The 15,177-nt window shown below is 71.9% G+C and carries 10 protein-coding genes; 8 read left to right on the top strand and 2 right to left on the bottom strand.

The annotated features are described in order from the left end of the window. Positions 1-132: 132 nt before the first annotated feature. On the top strand, positions 133-1,644 hold the full coding sequence (locus AZE13_RS04165; RefSeq protein WP_066926833.1) for a maltokinase N-terminal cap-like domain-containing protein: 1,512 nt from the start codon (positions 133-135) through the stop codon (positions 1,642-1,644). Beyond that, a complete protein-coding gene (gene glgB / locus AZE13_RS04160; RefSeq protein ID WP_079123661.1) occupies positions 1,641-3,983 on the top strand; it encodes a 1,4-alpha-glucan branching enzyme in 2,343 nt (780 codons plus the stop codon). Before AZE13_RS04165 ends, glgB begins: the two co-directional genes overlap by 4 nt. On the opposite strand, the gene AZE13_RS04155 is transcribed toward glgB, so the two are convergent. Continuing rightward, positions 3,980-5,395, bottom strand: coding sequence for a cation:dicarboxylate symporter family transporter (locus tag AZE13_RS04155; RefSeq protein WP_079123660.1), 1,416 nt, complete (start codon positions 5,393-5,395; stop codon positions 3,980-3,982). The genes glgB and AZE13_RS04155 overlap by 4 nt on opposite strands. A 152-nt stretch (positions 5,396-5,547) precedes the next feature. Between AZE13_RS04155 and AZE13_RS04150 the strand changes: the two genes are divergently transcribed. The 5 genes from AZE13_RS04150 (at position 5,548) to AZE13_RS04130 (ending at position 12,721) form a co-directional block, all read left to right on the top strand. Continuing rightward, positions 5,548-7,374 (top strand): ATP-binding protein, encoded by a 1,827-nt coding sequence (locus AZE13_RS04150; protein WP_079123659.1) that lies wholly within the window; start codon positions 5,548-5,550, stop codon positions 7,372-7,374. Beyond that, positions 7,371-8,066 (top strand): response regulator, encoded by a 696-nt coding sequence (locus AZE13_RS04145; protein WP_066926829.1) that lies wholly within the window; start codon positions 7,371-7,373, stop codon positions 8,064-8,066. Before AZE13_RS04150 ends, AZE13_RS04145 begins: the two co-directional genes overlap by 4 nt. 214 nt (positions 8,067-8,280) lie before the next feature. Then, positions 8,281-8,991 carry a helix-turn-helix domain-containing protein gene (locus tag AZE13_RS04140; RefSeq protein WP_066926827.1) on the top strand — a complete coding sequence of 237 codons (711 nt, stop codon included), beginning with the start codon at positions 8,281-8,283 and terminating at the stop codon, positions 8,989-8,991. Between the two features lie 235 nt (positions 8,992-9,226). Beyond that, positions 9,227-10,039: an ABC transporter ATP-binding protein gene (locus AZE13_RS04135; protein WP_066926825.1), complete on the top strand. Its 813-nt coding sequence runs from the start codon at positions 9,227-9,229 to the stop codon at positions 10,037-10,039. Between the two features lie 99 nt (positions 10,040-10,138). Beyond that, on the top strand, positions 10,139-12,721 hold the full coding sequence (locus AZE13_RS04130; RefSeq protein ID WP_066926823.1) for an ABC transporter permease: 2,583 nt from the start codon (positions 10,139-10,141) through the stop codon (positions 12,719-12,721). Between the two features lie 116 nt (positions 12,722-12,837). On the opposite strand, the gene AZE13_RS04125 is transcribed toward AZE13_RS04130, so the two are convergent. Further along, on the bottom strand, positions 12,838-13,179 hold the full coding sequence (locus AZE13_RS04125) for a hypothetical protein (RefSeq protein WP_066926821.1): 342 nt from the start codon (positions 13,177-13,179) through the stop codon (positions 12,838-12,840). Between the two features lie 743 nt (positions 13,180-13,922). Between AZE13_RS04125 and AZE13_RS04120 the strand changes: the two genes are divergently transcribed. After that, positions 13,923-15,125 (top strand): helix-turn-helix domain-containing protein, encoded by a 1,203-nt coding sequence (locus AZE13_RS04120; RefSeq protein WP_066927255.1) that lies wholly within the window; start codon positions 13,923-13,925, stop codon positions 15,123-15,125. The last annotated feature ends 52 nt before the right edge of the window (positions 15,126-15,177 follow it).

The following is a 15,177-nucleotide window of genomic DNA, read 5'->3' as shown; positions in this document are numbered from 1 at the left end:
ACCCGGAGCACGTCCGGGGGGACGCCAGCCTCCGTACGGGGGTACCGCCACCGCGCCACCGCACAGTGAAGCCCGCATTCCGGGACACTTTGCCCTATCTGTCGTGTGCCCGGGGAAAGGACGCGACACGCCATGCCGGACACCGCCCCGACCCGCGCCGCCCGCAACAGCCCAGACCACCGCCCGCTCGTCACCGCCCCCGACCTGCTCCCCTCGCTCGTCCCCCTGCTGGCCGTATGGGTGCCGCGCCAGCGCTGGTTCGCCGGCAAAGGGCGGCTGATCACCGGCTTCACCCTGCTCTCGGCGACCGAACTGCTGCCGTGCACCGGCGAGGGCACCACACCGGGGCTGCTCCAGCTGCTCGTCCGGGCCCAGCAGAGCGGCCCGCCCCGCCGCGCCGCCACCGGCGGCGACCGCTATCAGCTCCTGCTCGGCGTGCATCCGGCACCGCCGCCACAGCTGGCACCGGCGGTGATCGGCCGGCCGGGCGGCGGCCCGCTGCGCGGCCGTACGGTCTATGACGCGCTGCTCGACAACCGGCTGTGCGGGCTGCTGCTGGAACGGCTCCGGGTGCCGGGGCGGCTCGGCGCCCTGCGTTTCCACCGCGAACCGGGCGTGGACATCCCCTCCGGGCTGCCCGCCCGGCCGATCGCCGTCGAGCAGTCCAACTCCTCCATCGTGTACGGAGAATCGTTCATCCTGAAGCTCTTCCGCCGCATCGAACCGGGCGTCAACCCGGACCTGGAGCTGTCACGGGCGCTGGCGGGCACCCCGTGCGTACGGGTCCCGGCGCCCGCCGCGTGGTTCGAGTCGGCGACCACGGACGAGAGCGGGGAGGCGACGACACTCGGCGTGCTCCAGCCGTTCCTGCGGGGGTCGGCGGACGGCTGGCAGCTGGCCCTCAACGCCCTGGCGGTACGCGCCGACTTCACCGGCCCGGCCCGGGCGCTCGGGCACGCCACCGCGGAGGTGCACACCGCCCTCGCGCAGACCCTGCCGACCACCGAGCTGCGCCGCCCGCAGCTGGCGGAGATCGCCGCCCGGATGCGCCGGCGGCTGGCGGCCACCGCCCGCGCCGTGCCCGTACTCCAGCCCTACCGGGCGCGGCTGGGCACCGCCTTCGACGCGCTGGCCGCGGTGGGCCGCGACGGCCGGAGCTGGGCCGCCCAGCGCATCCACGGCGATCTGCACCTGGGCCAGACGCTGCGCTCCGCCGACGGGGGCCGCTGGTCGCTGATCGACTTCGAGGGCGAACCGGCCCGCCCGCTGGCCGAGCGGCGCCGCCTCCAGCCCACGGTGCGGGACGTCGCGGCGATGCTGCGCTCCTTCGACTACGCGGCCCGCAGCGGACCGGCCGGCGGGGACCCCTGGGCACTGGACTGGGCCCGGCGCACCCGTGCCGCCTACTGCCGGGGCTACGCCGAGGCCGGCGGGCTCGATCCGCACTCGGCGCCCGAACTGATGCGTGCGTACGAGACCGACAAGGCCGTCTACGAGGTGCTCTACGAGGCCCGGCACCGGCCCGACTGGCTGTCCGTCCCGATGGCCGCGATCCGGCGGCTGGCGGCCGACGGGGAGCCCGCCGGGCACCCCCCGGGCCCCGGCAGCACCCCACGCCCTTCCCCCAGGAGGCCCCACCCGTGAGATCCAGGCCCGCTCCCCCGACCGCCCCGGCCCCGCCCCGGCCGCCGGCCCAGGAGCGCCCCCACCCGCCGTCCACCGACCGCGGCACGGCATCCTCCGGCCCCGCGGACCGCTCCCGTCCGCCGAGACCGACGCCGGCACCGCCGCCCGGCGGGCACGGAGTGCGGGCCGCCGCCCCGCTCCCCGACGAGGACCGCGCCCGGCTGCTGTCCGGCGCCCACCACGATCCGCATGCCCTGCTCGGCGCCCACCCCGTACGCGGCGGCCTCCTCATCCGCGCGCTCCGCCCGTTCGCGAAGGCCGTCACCGTCGTCGCCCCGGGCCTGCGCGCCGCGCTGCGCTCCGAGGGCGACGGCCTCTTCGCCGGCGTACTGCCGCTCCGCACCGCCCCCGACTACGAACTCCTCATCGACTACGGTGACGACACCACTCTGACCGCCCACGACCCCTACCGCTTCCTGCCCGCGCTCGGCGAGCTGGACCTGCACCTGTTCGGCGAGGGCCGGCACGAGCAGCTGTGGCGGGCGCTCGGCGCGCGGCCCATGGACCACCAGGGTGTGACCGGCACCCGCTTCACGGTCTGGGCGCCCAACGCGCGGGGCGTCCGGGTGCTCGGCGACTTCAACTACTGGGACGGCACCTCCTGCCCCATGCGGTCCCTCGGCTCCTCCGGGGTCTGGGAGCTGTTCCTCCCCGGCATCGGCGAGGGCGAGCTGTACAAGTTCGAGATCACCCGGCCGGACGGCTCGAAGACGGTACGCGCCGACCCCATGGCCCGCCGGACCGAGTGCCCGCCCGCCACCGCCTCGGTCGTGACGGAGTCCCACCACCGCTGGCAGGACGCCGACTGGATGGCCCGCCGCGGGCGGCCCCCCGTCCACGAGGCCCCGTTCTCCGTCTACGAGGTGCACCTCCCCTCCTGGCGCCCCGGCCTCACCTACCGCCAGCTGGCGGCCCAACTCCCCTGCTACGTCAAGGACCTGGGCTTCACCCACGTCGAGTTCATGCCCCCGTCCGAGCACCCCTTCGGCGGCTCCTGGGGCTACCAGGTGACCGGCTTCTACGCCCCCACCGCCCGGATGGGCACCCCCGACGACTTCCGCTTCCTGATCGACGCCCTGCACCGGGCCGGTATCGGGGTGCTGATGGACTGGGTGCCGGCGCACTTCCCGCGCGACGACTGGGCGCTGGCCGAGTTCGACGGCCGTCCGCTCTACGAGCCCCAGGACCCGGCCCGGGCCGCACACCCCGACTGGGGCACCCTGGAGTTCGACTACGGCCGCACCGAGGTCCGTAACTTCCTGGTGGCCAACGCGGTGTACTGGTGCGAGGAGTTCCACATCGACGGGCTGCGCGTGGACGCCGTCGCCTCCATGCTCTACCTCGACTACTCACGCGGGGACGGCCAGTGGACCCCGAACGCGTACGGCGGCCGGGAGAACCTCGACGCCGTCGCCTTCCTCCAGGAGATGAACGCCACGGTCTACAAGCGCTGCCCCGGCGTCGTCACCATCGCCGAGGAGTCCACGGCCTGGGACGGCGTCACCCGGCCGACCGACCAGGGCGGTCTGGGCTTCGGCCTGAAGTGGAACATGGGCTGGATGCACGACTCCCTCGTCTACATGTCCAAGGAGCCGGTGCACCGCAAGTACCACCACCACGAGATGACCTTCTCGATGGTCTACGCGTACAGCGAGAACTACGTACTGCCGATCTCCCACGACGAGGTGGTGCACGGCAAGCGGGCGCTGGTGTCGAAGATGCCCGGCGACTGGTGGCAGCAGCGCGCCGACCACCGCGCGTACCTGGGCTTCATGTGGGCCCACCCCGGCAAGCAACTCCTCTTCATGGGCCAGGAGTTCGCGCAGGGCGCGGAGTGGTCCGAGGCGCACGGCCCGGACTGGTGGCTGCTCGACCCCTCGTACGAGGCCGAGCCGGACCACCGCGGCGTCCGCGATCTCGTACGGGACCTGAACCGCCGGTACGCCGCCACCCCCGCCCTCTGGGAGCGCGACACCGACCCGGCCGGCTTCAGCTGGATCGACGGCGACGCGAGCGAGGACAACGTCCTGTCCTTCCTCCGCTTCGCCGCCGACCGCGCCGCTCTGCTCTCGGTCACCAACTTCTCCCCCGTCGTCCGCCACACCTACCGCCTCGGCATCCCGGACGCCCTGCCCGCCTGGCGCGAGGTCCTCAACACCGACGCGCTCCGCTACGGCGGCAGCGGCATCACCAACCCGGGCCCCGTGAAAGCCGAACCCGTCCCCTGGAACGGCCGCACCAGGTCCCTGACCGTGACCCTTCCCCCCTTGGCCACCATCTGGCTACGGCCTGCCTAGGAGCCTGCGGGGCGGCCGCCATGTCCGTGGTCGGCGGTCAGGGTCTTCTCGTCGAAGGGGATCCGGCCGGCGAGGACCTCGGCGGCCCGGGGCTTGTCGATCTCCTTGGTCCAGGTGCCGACCAGGACGGTGGCCACCGCGTTGCCCGCGAAGTTGGTCAGGGCACGGGCCTCGCTCATGAAGCGGTCGATGCCGACGATCAGGCCGACGCCGTCGACGAGTTCGGGGCGGTGCGACTGGAGACCGCCGGCGAGCGTCGCCAGGCCGGCGCCGGTGACTCCGGCCGCGCCCTTCGAGGCGATGATCATGAATACCAGGAGGGAGATCTGCTGGCCGAGGGAGAGCGGCTTGCCCATCGCCTCGGCCACGAACAGCGAGGACATCGTGAGGTAGATGGCGGTGCCGTCGAGGTTGAAGCTGTAGCCGGTCGGGACGGTGATGCCGACGACCGGCTTGCTGACGCCCAGGTGCTCCATCTTGGCGATGAGGCGCGGCAGCGCGGACTCCGAGGAGGAGGTGGAGAGGATCAGGAGGAATTCCCGGGCCAGGTACTTCAACAGCAGGAAGATGTTGACGCCGGCGACGAGGCGGAGCAGCGCACCGAGGACCACGATCACGAACAGCAGACAGGTCACGTAGAAGCCGACCATGATGATGGCCAGCGACTTCAGCGCGTCCAGCCCGGTCTGGCCGACCAGCGCGGCGATCGCGCCGAAGGCGCCCACCGGCGCCACCCACATGATCATGGACAGCACCCGGAAGACCAGCTTCTGGACGTGCCCGATACCGCGCAGCACCGGCTCCCCGGCGGCTCCCAGCGCCTGGAGCCCGAAGCCGACCAGCAGCGCCACCAGCAGCGTCTGCAGGACCTCGCCCTGGGTGAAGGCGGAGACCAGCGTGGTGGGGATCATGCCGAGCAGGAACGCGGACAGCGATTCGGCGTCGCCCGACGTCTGGGCCTGGCCGGCGTGCCGTACGGACTCGGTGAGGTGGAGGCCGGAGCCGGGCTCCAGGACGTTGCCGACGACCAGGCCGATGGCGAGGGCGACCGTCGACATCACCATGAAGTAGCCGAGGGCCAGCCCGCCCACCGCGCCGACCTTGGCGGCCTTACGGACCGAGCCGACGCCCAGCACGATGGTGCAGAAGATGACCGGCGAGATCATCATCTTGATCAGGTTCACGAACCCGGTACCGAGCGGCTTGAGTTCGACGGCGACGCCGGGCGCCGCGAAGCCCACGAGGATGCCGAGCAGCACCGCGCCGATCACGGCGAGGTAGAGGTAGTGGGTCCGGTCCCGCTTCGGGGGCGCGGTCCGGTCCGGCGACGTGGCCTGCTGCGGTGGCACGGCCCGCTCCGGTGGCACGGTCTCGTCGGTGCTCCCCCCGGACGGTGGGGTCTGTGCGGCCACGGGCTGCCTCCTCGGTTCTGCGGTTGTGCGGTCGCGCGGTGACCTGCGGCCCCGCCGCACAACGAGTCCCGGCGACTATGCACTCCGTTGTGGCACCCGTCACCCTTACGTACATTTCGTTCATGTAAATGTGACCCGGCAGACTGTTCCGCATGCGACTCCCCCGACCCCGGGCCCGGCCCCGGCCATCGCGCCGGCTGCGCGGCCCCCGCAGCCTCGCCGGGCAGCTCTTCGCGATGCAGGTGGTGCTGGTGACGGCGGTCGTCACGGGCTGCGCCGGCTTCGCGTACGTCAACGCCGGGCGGCAGGCGGAGGAGACCGCGCGGCGGCAGGCGACCGCGGCGGCCACCGCCGTCGCCGGCTCGCCGGCCGTGGTGGCGGCGGCCCGCACGGCGGATCCCACCGCCGCGCTCCAGCCGTACACCGAGCGGCTGCGGCGGGACGCCGGCGTCGACTTCGTGGTGGTGATGGCCCCGGACGGGACCCGCTGGACGCATCCGCAGCCGTCCGCGATCGGCGGGAAGTACCTGGGGCACACCGGCCCGGCGCTGGACGGCAGGGTCTTCGCGGAGACGCACCCCGGGGTGCTCGGCCCGTCCGTACGGGTCGTCGCGCCGGTCCACGACCCGCGGCGCGGCGGCCGGATCACCGCGCTGGTCAGCTCCGGGATCACCATCGAGACCATCAGCGCGCAGCTGCGCGACCAGCTCCTCGCGGTGGCCGGGGTGGCCGCCGCGGCCCTGGCGCTCGGCGGGGCGGGCACGTACGTCATCAACGCCCGGCTGCGGCGGCACACCCACGGCATGAACGCCCGGGAGCTGAGCCGGATGCACGACTACCACCAGGCCGCGCTGCACGCCGTGCGCGAGGGGCTGCTGATGCTCGACGGACGGCGCCGGGTCGCCCTGGTCAACGACGGCGGGCGGGAGTTGCTGGGGCTGCCCGGGGACGCGGTGGGCCGGCCGGTGGGCGAGCTGGGGCTGCCGGGGCCGCTCACCGAGGCGCTGCTGGCGCCGGGCCCGCGGCGGGACGAGCTGCATCTGACCGCCGAGCGGGTGCTGGTCGTCAACTCCGCCCCGGTCTCCGGCGGCGACCGGCGCGGCAGCGTCGTCACCCTGCGCGATCACACCGAACTCCAGGCGCTGGCCGGGGAGTTGGACTCGGTACGCGGCTTCGCCGAGGCCCTGCGGTCACAGGCCCACGAGGCCGCCAACCGGCTGCACACCGTGGTGTCGCTGATCGAGCTGGGACGGGCCGAGGAGGCGGTCGGGTTCGCCACGGCGGAGCTGGAGCTGGCACAGGCGCTGACGGATCGGGTCGTCGCGGCGGTCGCCGAGCCGGTGCTGGCCGCGCTGCTGCTCGGCAAGGCCGCGCAGGCCCATGAGCGCGGGGTGGAGCTGACCCTGACGCCGGACAGCCGGATCGACGACGGGGTGCTGCCGCCCGGTCTGCCGGCCCGCGATCTGGTGACCGTGCTGGGCAACCTCGTCGACAACGCGATCGACGCGGCCGCCCCTGCTCCGGCCGCGGTTTCTCCGGTCCCGGGCCCGGCTGCGGCCCCGGCTGCGGTTTCTCCGGCCCCGGCCCTGGATGCGGCCCCGGAGCACGGCGCCGTGGAGGCGCCGCGGGTGCGGGTCACCGCGCGGGCGGCCGACGGTGAACTGCTGCTGCGGGTGGCGGACAACGGGCCGGGGGTGGCCACGGACGCCGCCGAGGAGATCTTCCGGCGGGGCTGGAGCACCAAACAGGGCGCGGGCCGCGGTCTGGGCCTGGCCCTGGCCCGGCAGGCGACCCGGCGCAACGGCGGCACGCTCACCCTGGACCGGGCGCCGGCGGGCGGCGCGCGGTTCACCGTACGGCTGCCCCTGCGGGCGGAGGAGGCGGGAAGGTGCACGACGGCGGAAGGGCGCGCGACGGCGGAAGGGTGCGCGACGAGCGAGTGCGCACTGGGCACCTGCCCGAGCGGAGGCGCCGGGTGAGCGCGAGCCCCGCCGGCATCCGGGTGCTGGTCGTCGAGGACGACCCGGTGGCCGCCGATGCGCACGCCCTGTACGTGAGGCGGGTGCCCGGCTTCACCGTCTCCGGCACCGCGCGCTCCATGGCGGCCGCCCGCCGCCACCTCGACCACCACCCGGTCGATCTCGTGCTGCTCGACCTGTTCCTCCCCGACGGCCACGGACTCCAACTGGTGCGTACGCTGCGCGCGGCCGGCCACACCGCGGACATCGTCGCGGTCACCTCGGCCCGCGATCTGGCGATGGTGCGCGAGGGCGTCTCGCTCGGTGTGGTGCAGTACGTGCTGAAGCCGTTCACCTTCGCCACGCTGCGCGACCGGCTCACCCGTTACGCCGCGTTCCGGGCCACCACCGGCGAGGCCAGCGGGCAGGACGAGGTGGACCGGACCATCGCCGCGCTGCGCGCACCGCGCCCGGCCGCGCTGCCCAAGGGCCTGACCGCGGCCACCCTGCGGGCGGTCACCGATGTCCTGCGGGCCGCCGAGGGCGGGCTGACCGCGACCGGGACGGCCGCCGGTGTGGGCATCTCCCGTATCACCGCACGCCGTTACCTGGAGCACCTCGTGGCGAGCGGCCGGGCCGTCCGCGCCCCGCAGTACGGCCAGGTCGGCCGCCCGGAGTTGCGCTACCGCTGGTCGGACAGCGATCCGGTCTGACCTCCGGCCACTGACCGCCGGGCCCTGACCGCCGACCGCCGAGCCCTGACCGCGGACGCCGAGCCCTGACCGCCGACCGCCGCCGACCGCTTCCCCGACCGCCGCCGACCGCTTCCCCGGCCGCCGATGGAGCTTCCTACGACTTTCCCTCGCGTTTCACCCTTGGGCGTCCGCACCATAGGTGGCCGGCCGTACCGTCCCCTACCGTGTGCCGATGAGCACGCGATCCGGGGACACGCGAGCCGGGGAACCGCGCAGGCCGCCCTTCGACGCCGAGGCCGCCCGCCGGTGCCGCGAGGCCCTCGGCATGACCCCCGCCCATGTCGCCTACGGGATATGGGCCGCGTACGGAATGCGGGTCCCGGCGGCGACGGTGGCGTCCTGGGAATCGGGGGAATCCGCCCCCACGGAGTCCGAACTGACGGCGCTGGCAGGCGCCTTGTGGTGCGCGCCCGGAGACCTGATCGGCACTCCGGGCACCCTGCGCGAGTACCGCCTCGCGGCCGGTCTCGCCCCGGACGGCCTCGCGTCGGCCATCGGCATGGACCAGGCGGCGTACGAGCGGCTGGAGGCCGGCGGGCGGTGGCGCGGCAACGACCGCCAGGCCGCGGCGCTCGCCGAAGCCCTGGGGCTGCCGCTGCCCGCGCTGCTCCGCTTCACCGGCCGGGACCCGGCCCTCACCGAGCTGCTGATCAGCGCCGTCACCGGCCGCTGGCAGGGCTACGTACGGCCGGTCGGCAAGCTCGTACCGCTGCCCAGGCAGCGGATCCAGGACGTCCTGCGGGAGCTGCACGCCGAGTACCAGGCGGCCATGACCACGACGCTCAACTGGGGCGGCGGGGACGGCGCGGAGGAGTCCGGCGAGGCAGGCCGCGCCTTCCTGGACCGCATCCTGGCGGAGTTCTGGGCGCGCACCGGTCAGTGAGCGCCGGCCGCGCACTTCCGGGGCGCCCCTGAGAGATCCCGTCGGTCCCAGGGGGGAGGGTTCTCCGTCCAGAGGATGACATGGGGGGCCGGGGGTGGCACCTGCGGCCGGTACGGCTTTCGGTCCCTTCGGCTGACGCCTGCGCTGACCTGCGCATTCGAGAATAGGGACGGTGGATCCGCTGGGTCCGCCGCATCGCTGAATCTTCGCTTCCGTCCCTTTCCAGGAGTCCCCCGTGTCCCACACGGCAGCTGTGCCGGGTTCCCCGCAGCACTTCCCCGGTACCCCCGGTGCCCCCGCAACCCCCCGTGCCGTCGCCGCCCGTGCGACGGATCTGAGCAAGGTGTACGGCCAGGGGGAGACCCGGGTCACAGCGCTGGACTCCGTCTCGGTCGAGTTCGGCAAGGCCCAGTTCACCGCGATCATGGGCCCGTCCGGCTCCGGCAAGTCCACGCTGATGCACTGCATGGCGGGCCTGGACACGATCTCGTCCGGCTCGGCCCGGATAGGCGATGTGGAGCTGGCGTCGCTGAACGACAAGCAGCTGACCCGGCTCCGCCGGGACAAGATCGGCTTCATCTTCCAGGCGTTCAACCTGCTGCCCACGCTCTCCGCGGGGGAGAACATCACGCTGCCGATGGACATCGCGGGCCGTAAGCCCGACCGGGAGTGGGTCAGCCGCGTCATCGAGACCGTAGGCCTTTCCGGGCGGCTGGCGCACCGCCCGGCGCAGCTCTCCGGCGGTCAGCAGCAGCGGGTGGCGGTGGCCCGGGCGCTGGCCGCCCGGCCGGAGATCATCTTCGCGGACGAGCCGACCGGCAACCTCGACTCCCGCTCGGGCGCCGAGGTGCTGGGCTTCCTGCGCGAGTCGGTGCGGGCGATGCAGCAGACGGTGGTGATGGTCACCCACGACCCGGTCGCCGCCGCTTACGCGGACCGGGTGGTCTTCCTCGCGGACGGCCGCATCGTCGAGGAGCTCCACCGGCCGACCGCGGACGCGGTGCTGGACCGGATGCGGCTGTTCGACGCCAAGGGCCGTACGAGCTGACGCCCGGGCGCCCCGCCCGCGCCCCCGCCACCGCATCCGGCCCGCCCACCGCATCCGGCCCTCGGCCCCCGCCCCAGCCCCAGGACTGACACCACCGCCATGCTGCGAACTGCCCTGCGCAACATCCTCGCGCACAAAGCCCGATTGATGATGACCGCGCTCGCGGTCGTCCTCGGTACCGCCTTCGTCTCCGGCACGCTGATCTTCAGCGACACCGTCGGCGCGGCGTACCGCAACGCCATGTCCAAGAACTTCAAGGACGTGGCCGTCTCCGTCCACTCGATGTCCCCTCGCGACGCCGACGCCGACGCCGACGCCGACAGCGCCGGTCCCGGGGACGGCCGGCGCGACAGCGCCCTGACCGACCCGCTCGCGGACCGGATCCGCGCGCTGCCGGGCGTGGCGTCCGTCCGCCCGTCGCTGTCCGGCGAGGCCGTCGTGGTCGGCAAGGACAACCAGCCGCTCGGCCGTGAGTGGGGGAACCGCGCCGTCAACTACGTCGCGGACCGGGACGGCAAGGACAGCCGTTACCCGCTGAAGGAAGGCCGGGCACCGGCCTCCGCCGGCGAGATCGCGCTGGACGCCAAGTCCGCGCAGCGCGGCGGCTACGCGCTCGGCGACACCGTGCGCTTCGCGACCGACGGCCCGGCGCTGACCAAGAAGCTGGTCGGCGTCGTGGGCACCGACGACCCGCAGGTGACGTCGGGTTCCAGCCTCGCGCTCCTGGACACCGCCACCGCGCAGAAGCTGTTCCTGCACCCGGGCCAGTACGACGAGCTGGTGGTCACCGCCAAGCCCGGCACCGACAACCAGGCGCTGACCGAGCAGGTCCGCCGCCTGCTGCCCAAGGACCGCGCCGAGGCGACCAGCGGCACCGAACTCGCCGCTCAGGAAGCCCGGTTCATCACCGAGAACACCAGCTCGCTGACGAAGATGCTGCTGACCTTCGCCGGCACCGCGCTCTTCGTCGGCGTCTTCCTCATCGCCAACACCTTCACCATGCTCATCGCCCAGCGCAGCCGCGAGATCGCGCTGATGCGCGCGGTCGGCGCCTCCCGCCGCCAGGTGGTGCGCTCGGTGCTGGCCGAGGCGGGCCTGCTGGGCCTGGCCTCCTCGGCCGTCGGCTTCGCGCTGGGCATGGGGATCGCGCTCGGCCTGCGTCCGCTGCTGAACGCCACCGGTGCCGGCTTCCCCGACGGCCCGCTGGTCCTCAGCCCGTCCGCGGTGCTCGCCGCCCTCGGCGTCGGGGTGCTGGTGACCGTACTGGCCGCCTGGCTGCCGTCCCGCAAGGCGGCCAGGATCGCCCCGATCGAGGCACTGAGCACCGTCGAGGCGCCGCCGGCCCTGCGCAGCCTGGTCCTCCGCAACACCCTGGGCGCGGTGGTCACCGCCCTCGGCGTGGCGGTCATGCTGTACGTCTCCACGCAGAAGGACAGCGGCGCACTGACCATGGCCATGGCCGGCGGCGCCCTGACCCTCATCGGCGTGATCATCCTGGCCCCCTTGCTCTCGCGCCCGCTGGTGGCGCTGGCGGGCAAGGTCACCACCCGCCTCTTCGGCGTCACCGGCAAGCTGGCGAAGGAGAACGCGCTCCGCAACCCGCGGCGGACCGCCGCCACCGCGTCCGCCCTGATGATCGGCCTCGCCCTGATCACCGGCATGACGGTGGGCGGGCACTCCGTCCAGCGCGCCACGGACGAGCTGGTCGCCAAGGACCTCAAGGCCGACTACAAGGTCACGTCCTCCCACTACGACGGCATCGACCCCCAGCTCTCCAAGAAGGCGGCGCAGGTACCGGGCGTCGAGGCAGTCGCCCCGCTGCGGCACGTCGGCGTCAAGACGACGGGTGACCGCTTCCTCTCCCTCACCGGCACCGACCTGGCCCAGCTCCCCAAGGTGACCGACGTCCGCTTCGACAGCGGTTCCCTGGACGCCGTACGCGGCAACGGCATCGCGGTGTCCCGCACCAAGGCCAAGGAACTGGGCCTGAAGCCCGGCAGCACCCTCGAGGCGGAGTTCTTCAGCGGCAAGGCCAAGCAGCAGAAGCTGACGGTCACCGGCATCTACCAGGACAACCAGATCGTCCGCGACGCGCTGGGCGCGGCGTCCCTGGTCGACCCGCACAAGAAGCCCTTCAAGGACGACGCGGTGCTGGTCAAGGCCGCCGACGGCACGTCCGCCGGGCTGGGCAAGCAGATCCGCGACGCCCTCGGCAACAGCCCGCTGCTGAAGGTCCAGGACCGCGACGCACTGCGCAACGCGGACGCCGGCGCTATCAACACCATGCTCAACATGATGTACGGGCTGCTCGGCATGGCCGTGGTCATCGCGGTCCTGGGCGTCGTCAACACCCTGGCGATGTCGGTCTTCGAGCGCACCCGCGAGATCGGCATGCTCCGCGCCATCGGGCTGGCCCGCACCGGCATCAAGCAGATGGTCCGCCTGGAGTCGGTGGTCATCTCCCTGTTCGGCGCGGTACTCGGCATCGGCGTCGGCATCTTCCTCGCCTGGGCCGGCGGCAGCATGACCGCCACGTCCCTCCCGACGTACGAGATGATCCTCCCCTGGGACCGCCTCGGCCTCTTCCTCCTGATCGCCCTGATCGTCGGCGTCCTGGCAGCCGTCTGGCCCGCCCGCCGCGCCGCCCGCCTCAACATGCTGGAGTCCATCAGCGCCCAGTAGCCCCGCGCTCCCCCTTTCCCCTTCCTTTCCATCCCCCACACCCGGACCCCCGCCCCTCAACCAAGGGCGGGGGTCCGGCCGTTACGCGCCAGAAAAGAGGGAACTGGAGCGGCGGTTTACGATTCCCGCCCAGAGGGACGGAATCGCGCGAACAGGCCGATCACCAACCCGGCCGCGGCCGCCGCGGCGACCCCGGTGAGAGGGCCGCCCTTGCCATCGAGGACGCGAGGCAGGTTGACGCTGATGATGACCGCGAGTAATACCGGCATCGTCAGCTTTGCGGGCAAGGCGACCGCATCCCGCTTGAGCGCATAGATTCCGCCAGCCGTGGCGAGAATTGCCCCTATCGCCGACACTGTTCCGCTCTGCACGTCGCCCTGCACGAAAGAGCCAACGGCGACAGCGGCAAGGAACGCGCCTATGAGGAACGCCGCCAGAGCAAACCAGGGTTTGCGCATATTTCCTCCTATGAGTTGTGGCGCACCGCCATTTAGCGGTGCGCCACAAATTATCACCCTTGAAGGTGCTCTACTACGTGCCGCTTAATCACTAGCAAGAGATCGCGCCGGCGACGACCCCGGACGTACGCGTGGCATTGTTGCCCTTCACCGCCCACTTTCCGGAGAAGACGTGGTCGCCGCCCTTGATCGCGGCCGGAGCAGCGTCCAGCTCTTTTCCATTTGCGTCATCGACGGCAAGCCCCCCCCCTTGGAGTTAACCGCCAGGCGATCCCCCTTGGGGAGGGTTAACTCCATCTCCAGCGAACTCTGGGTCACGTGCGCAGCACCTTTCCCATATTCCCTCCAATTATTCAGTACGTCAGCGCTGATGCGGCACCATCCTCGGCAAATGAATTGGCGCCCGCCGAAATCAACGCCAAAAGCATGACCACAGCCCACAGGTCCTTGATCAACTTCAAGCAGCAAAGTCGCACACAACCCTTCTTGAAGGATCCCCAAAGCGCACCACTTACACTGTTCAAGCCCATTCCGTTATGGGCGATTTGAAAGCAGAAAAGCGAACATAGGGCGTGGATTATCCATATACCCCGAAGGCCACCTTGTGGCTGCGCACCTTCGCCGGCCTCCAGGCCCGCTCCGCCACGCCCGCGATGGACTGCCCCGTTCGCTCTGTGCGCATCGGCGGCGGGGCCTACCATCGGAATACAGCCACCGCGCCTGAGCATCCCACCGAGGTGATCGTGAGCAACTGGGCCGATCTGACGAACGGTAAGCGCATCAAGTACCTACGGGGCTCCGATCTGACTCAGCAAGGGCTCGCCGAAGCGGCGGGTGTCTCGCTCGCCCTGGTACAGAAAGCCGAGCAGGATCGCGGCGAGCTGTCGGTCGGTTCACTGCTCAGGCTCGCCGGCGCGCTCAAGACCGACGTTGCGGTGATCCTGGGCCAGCAGGCGCCGCGACGGGGGATGAGCCAGGACACCAGGGCCGCTCTGCGGAGACTCTCCGACGCTGTACACGAGAGCGCCCTCGGGGACTGGTCAGGCATGGGGGAGCCGAGCACGCTTGCCGAGCTGTCGGCTGCCCAAGAGCGCGTGTGTGCCACGTACTGGCGGGGCGAATTCGGGGAGATGAGCGAACTCGTCGCCAAGGTACTGCTCGAAGGAAGCGCGCGGTACGAGCAAGCGGCGGGATACGAGCGCGAACGGATCAGCTCGATCCTCGCCCTCACCTACCAGACCGCATCATCGGCCGCGGTCCAGCTCGGGCAACGCGATCTCGCCCTGAGCGCACTCACCTCCGCGCATCACCTGGCGAAGGACTCCGGTGATGCCGTGCTGCCCGCACTTCTGGACTCGACGCTGTCATGGATTCACCTGCGAAGCGCCAAGGTTCCCCGGGCGGTTGCCGTGGCGGAGCGCGCAGCCTCACGGATCGAGCCGGCCTTCAGCAAGGCTCCCCACCCTCAACTGCTCGCATACGGACGACTGATGATCGCTGCGGCGGTCGCTTCCTCGCGGCGCGGAGACCCCGTATCCGCAGACGACTACTTGTCACAGGCGCATGCCGCATCAGCTCGGATCGGACACGACGTGACGTCGCATGGCACACACTTCGGCCCCACCGTCACAAACACCGAATCCGTAGGAATCGCTGTGGCGCTCGGGAACCACGGACGAGCGCTGAAGCTGGCTTCGTGCACAGAGCTGCCTCGTTCGATGCCCAAACTCGCCCGCAACCGCTACAAACTCGACGTCGCCATGGCCCAGTGCGAGGCAAAACTGTACGACCAAGCCGCCGACACCCTGATCGAGGTAGGTCGCGATGCCCCGGAGTGGGTCAAACACCATGCATTGCCCGGCGTCATCGGGAAGCGCCTCGCGAAGGTGTCCACGGCGCGTGTGCGGAACATCAGCGCACTGATCGGCGTACCCCTGCTCACATAAGCCCTACGGAGCATACGAGTTGGGGCCAAAGGACCTCGCGCAGCCCTACACC

It is taken from the genome of Streptomyces sp. NBRC 110611 (assembly GCF_001590865.1).
Lineage (GTDB): Bacteria > Actinomycetota > Actinomycetes > Streptomycetales > Streptomycetaceae > Streptomyces.
Note: the sequence above shows the minus strand (reverse complement) of the source record. Positions and strands in the feature narration are given on the sequence as shown.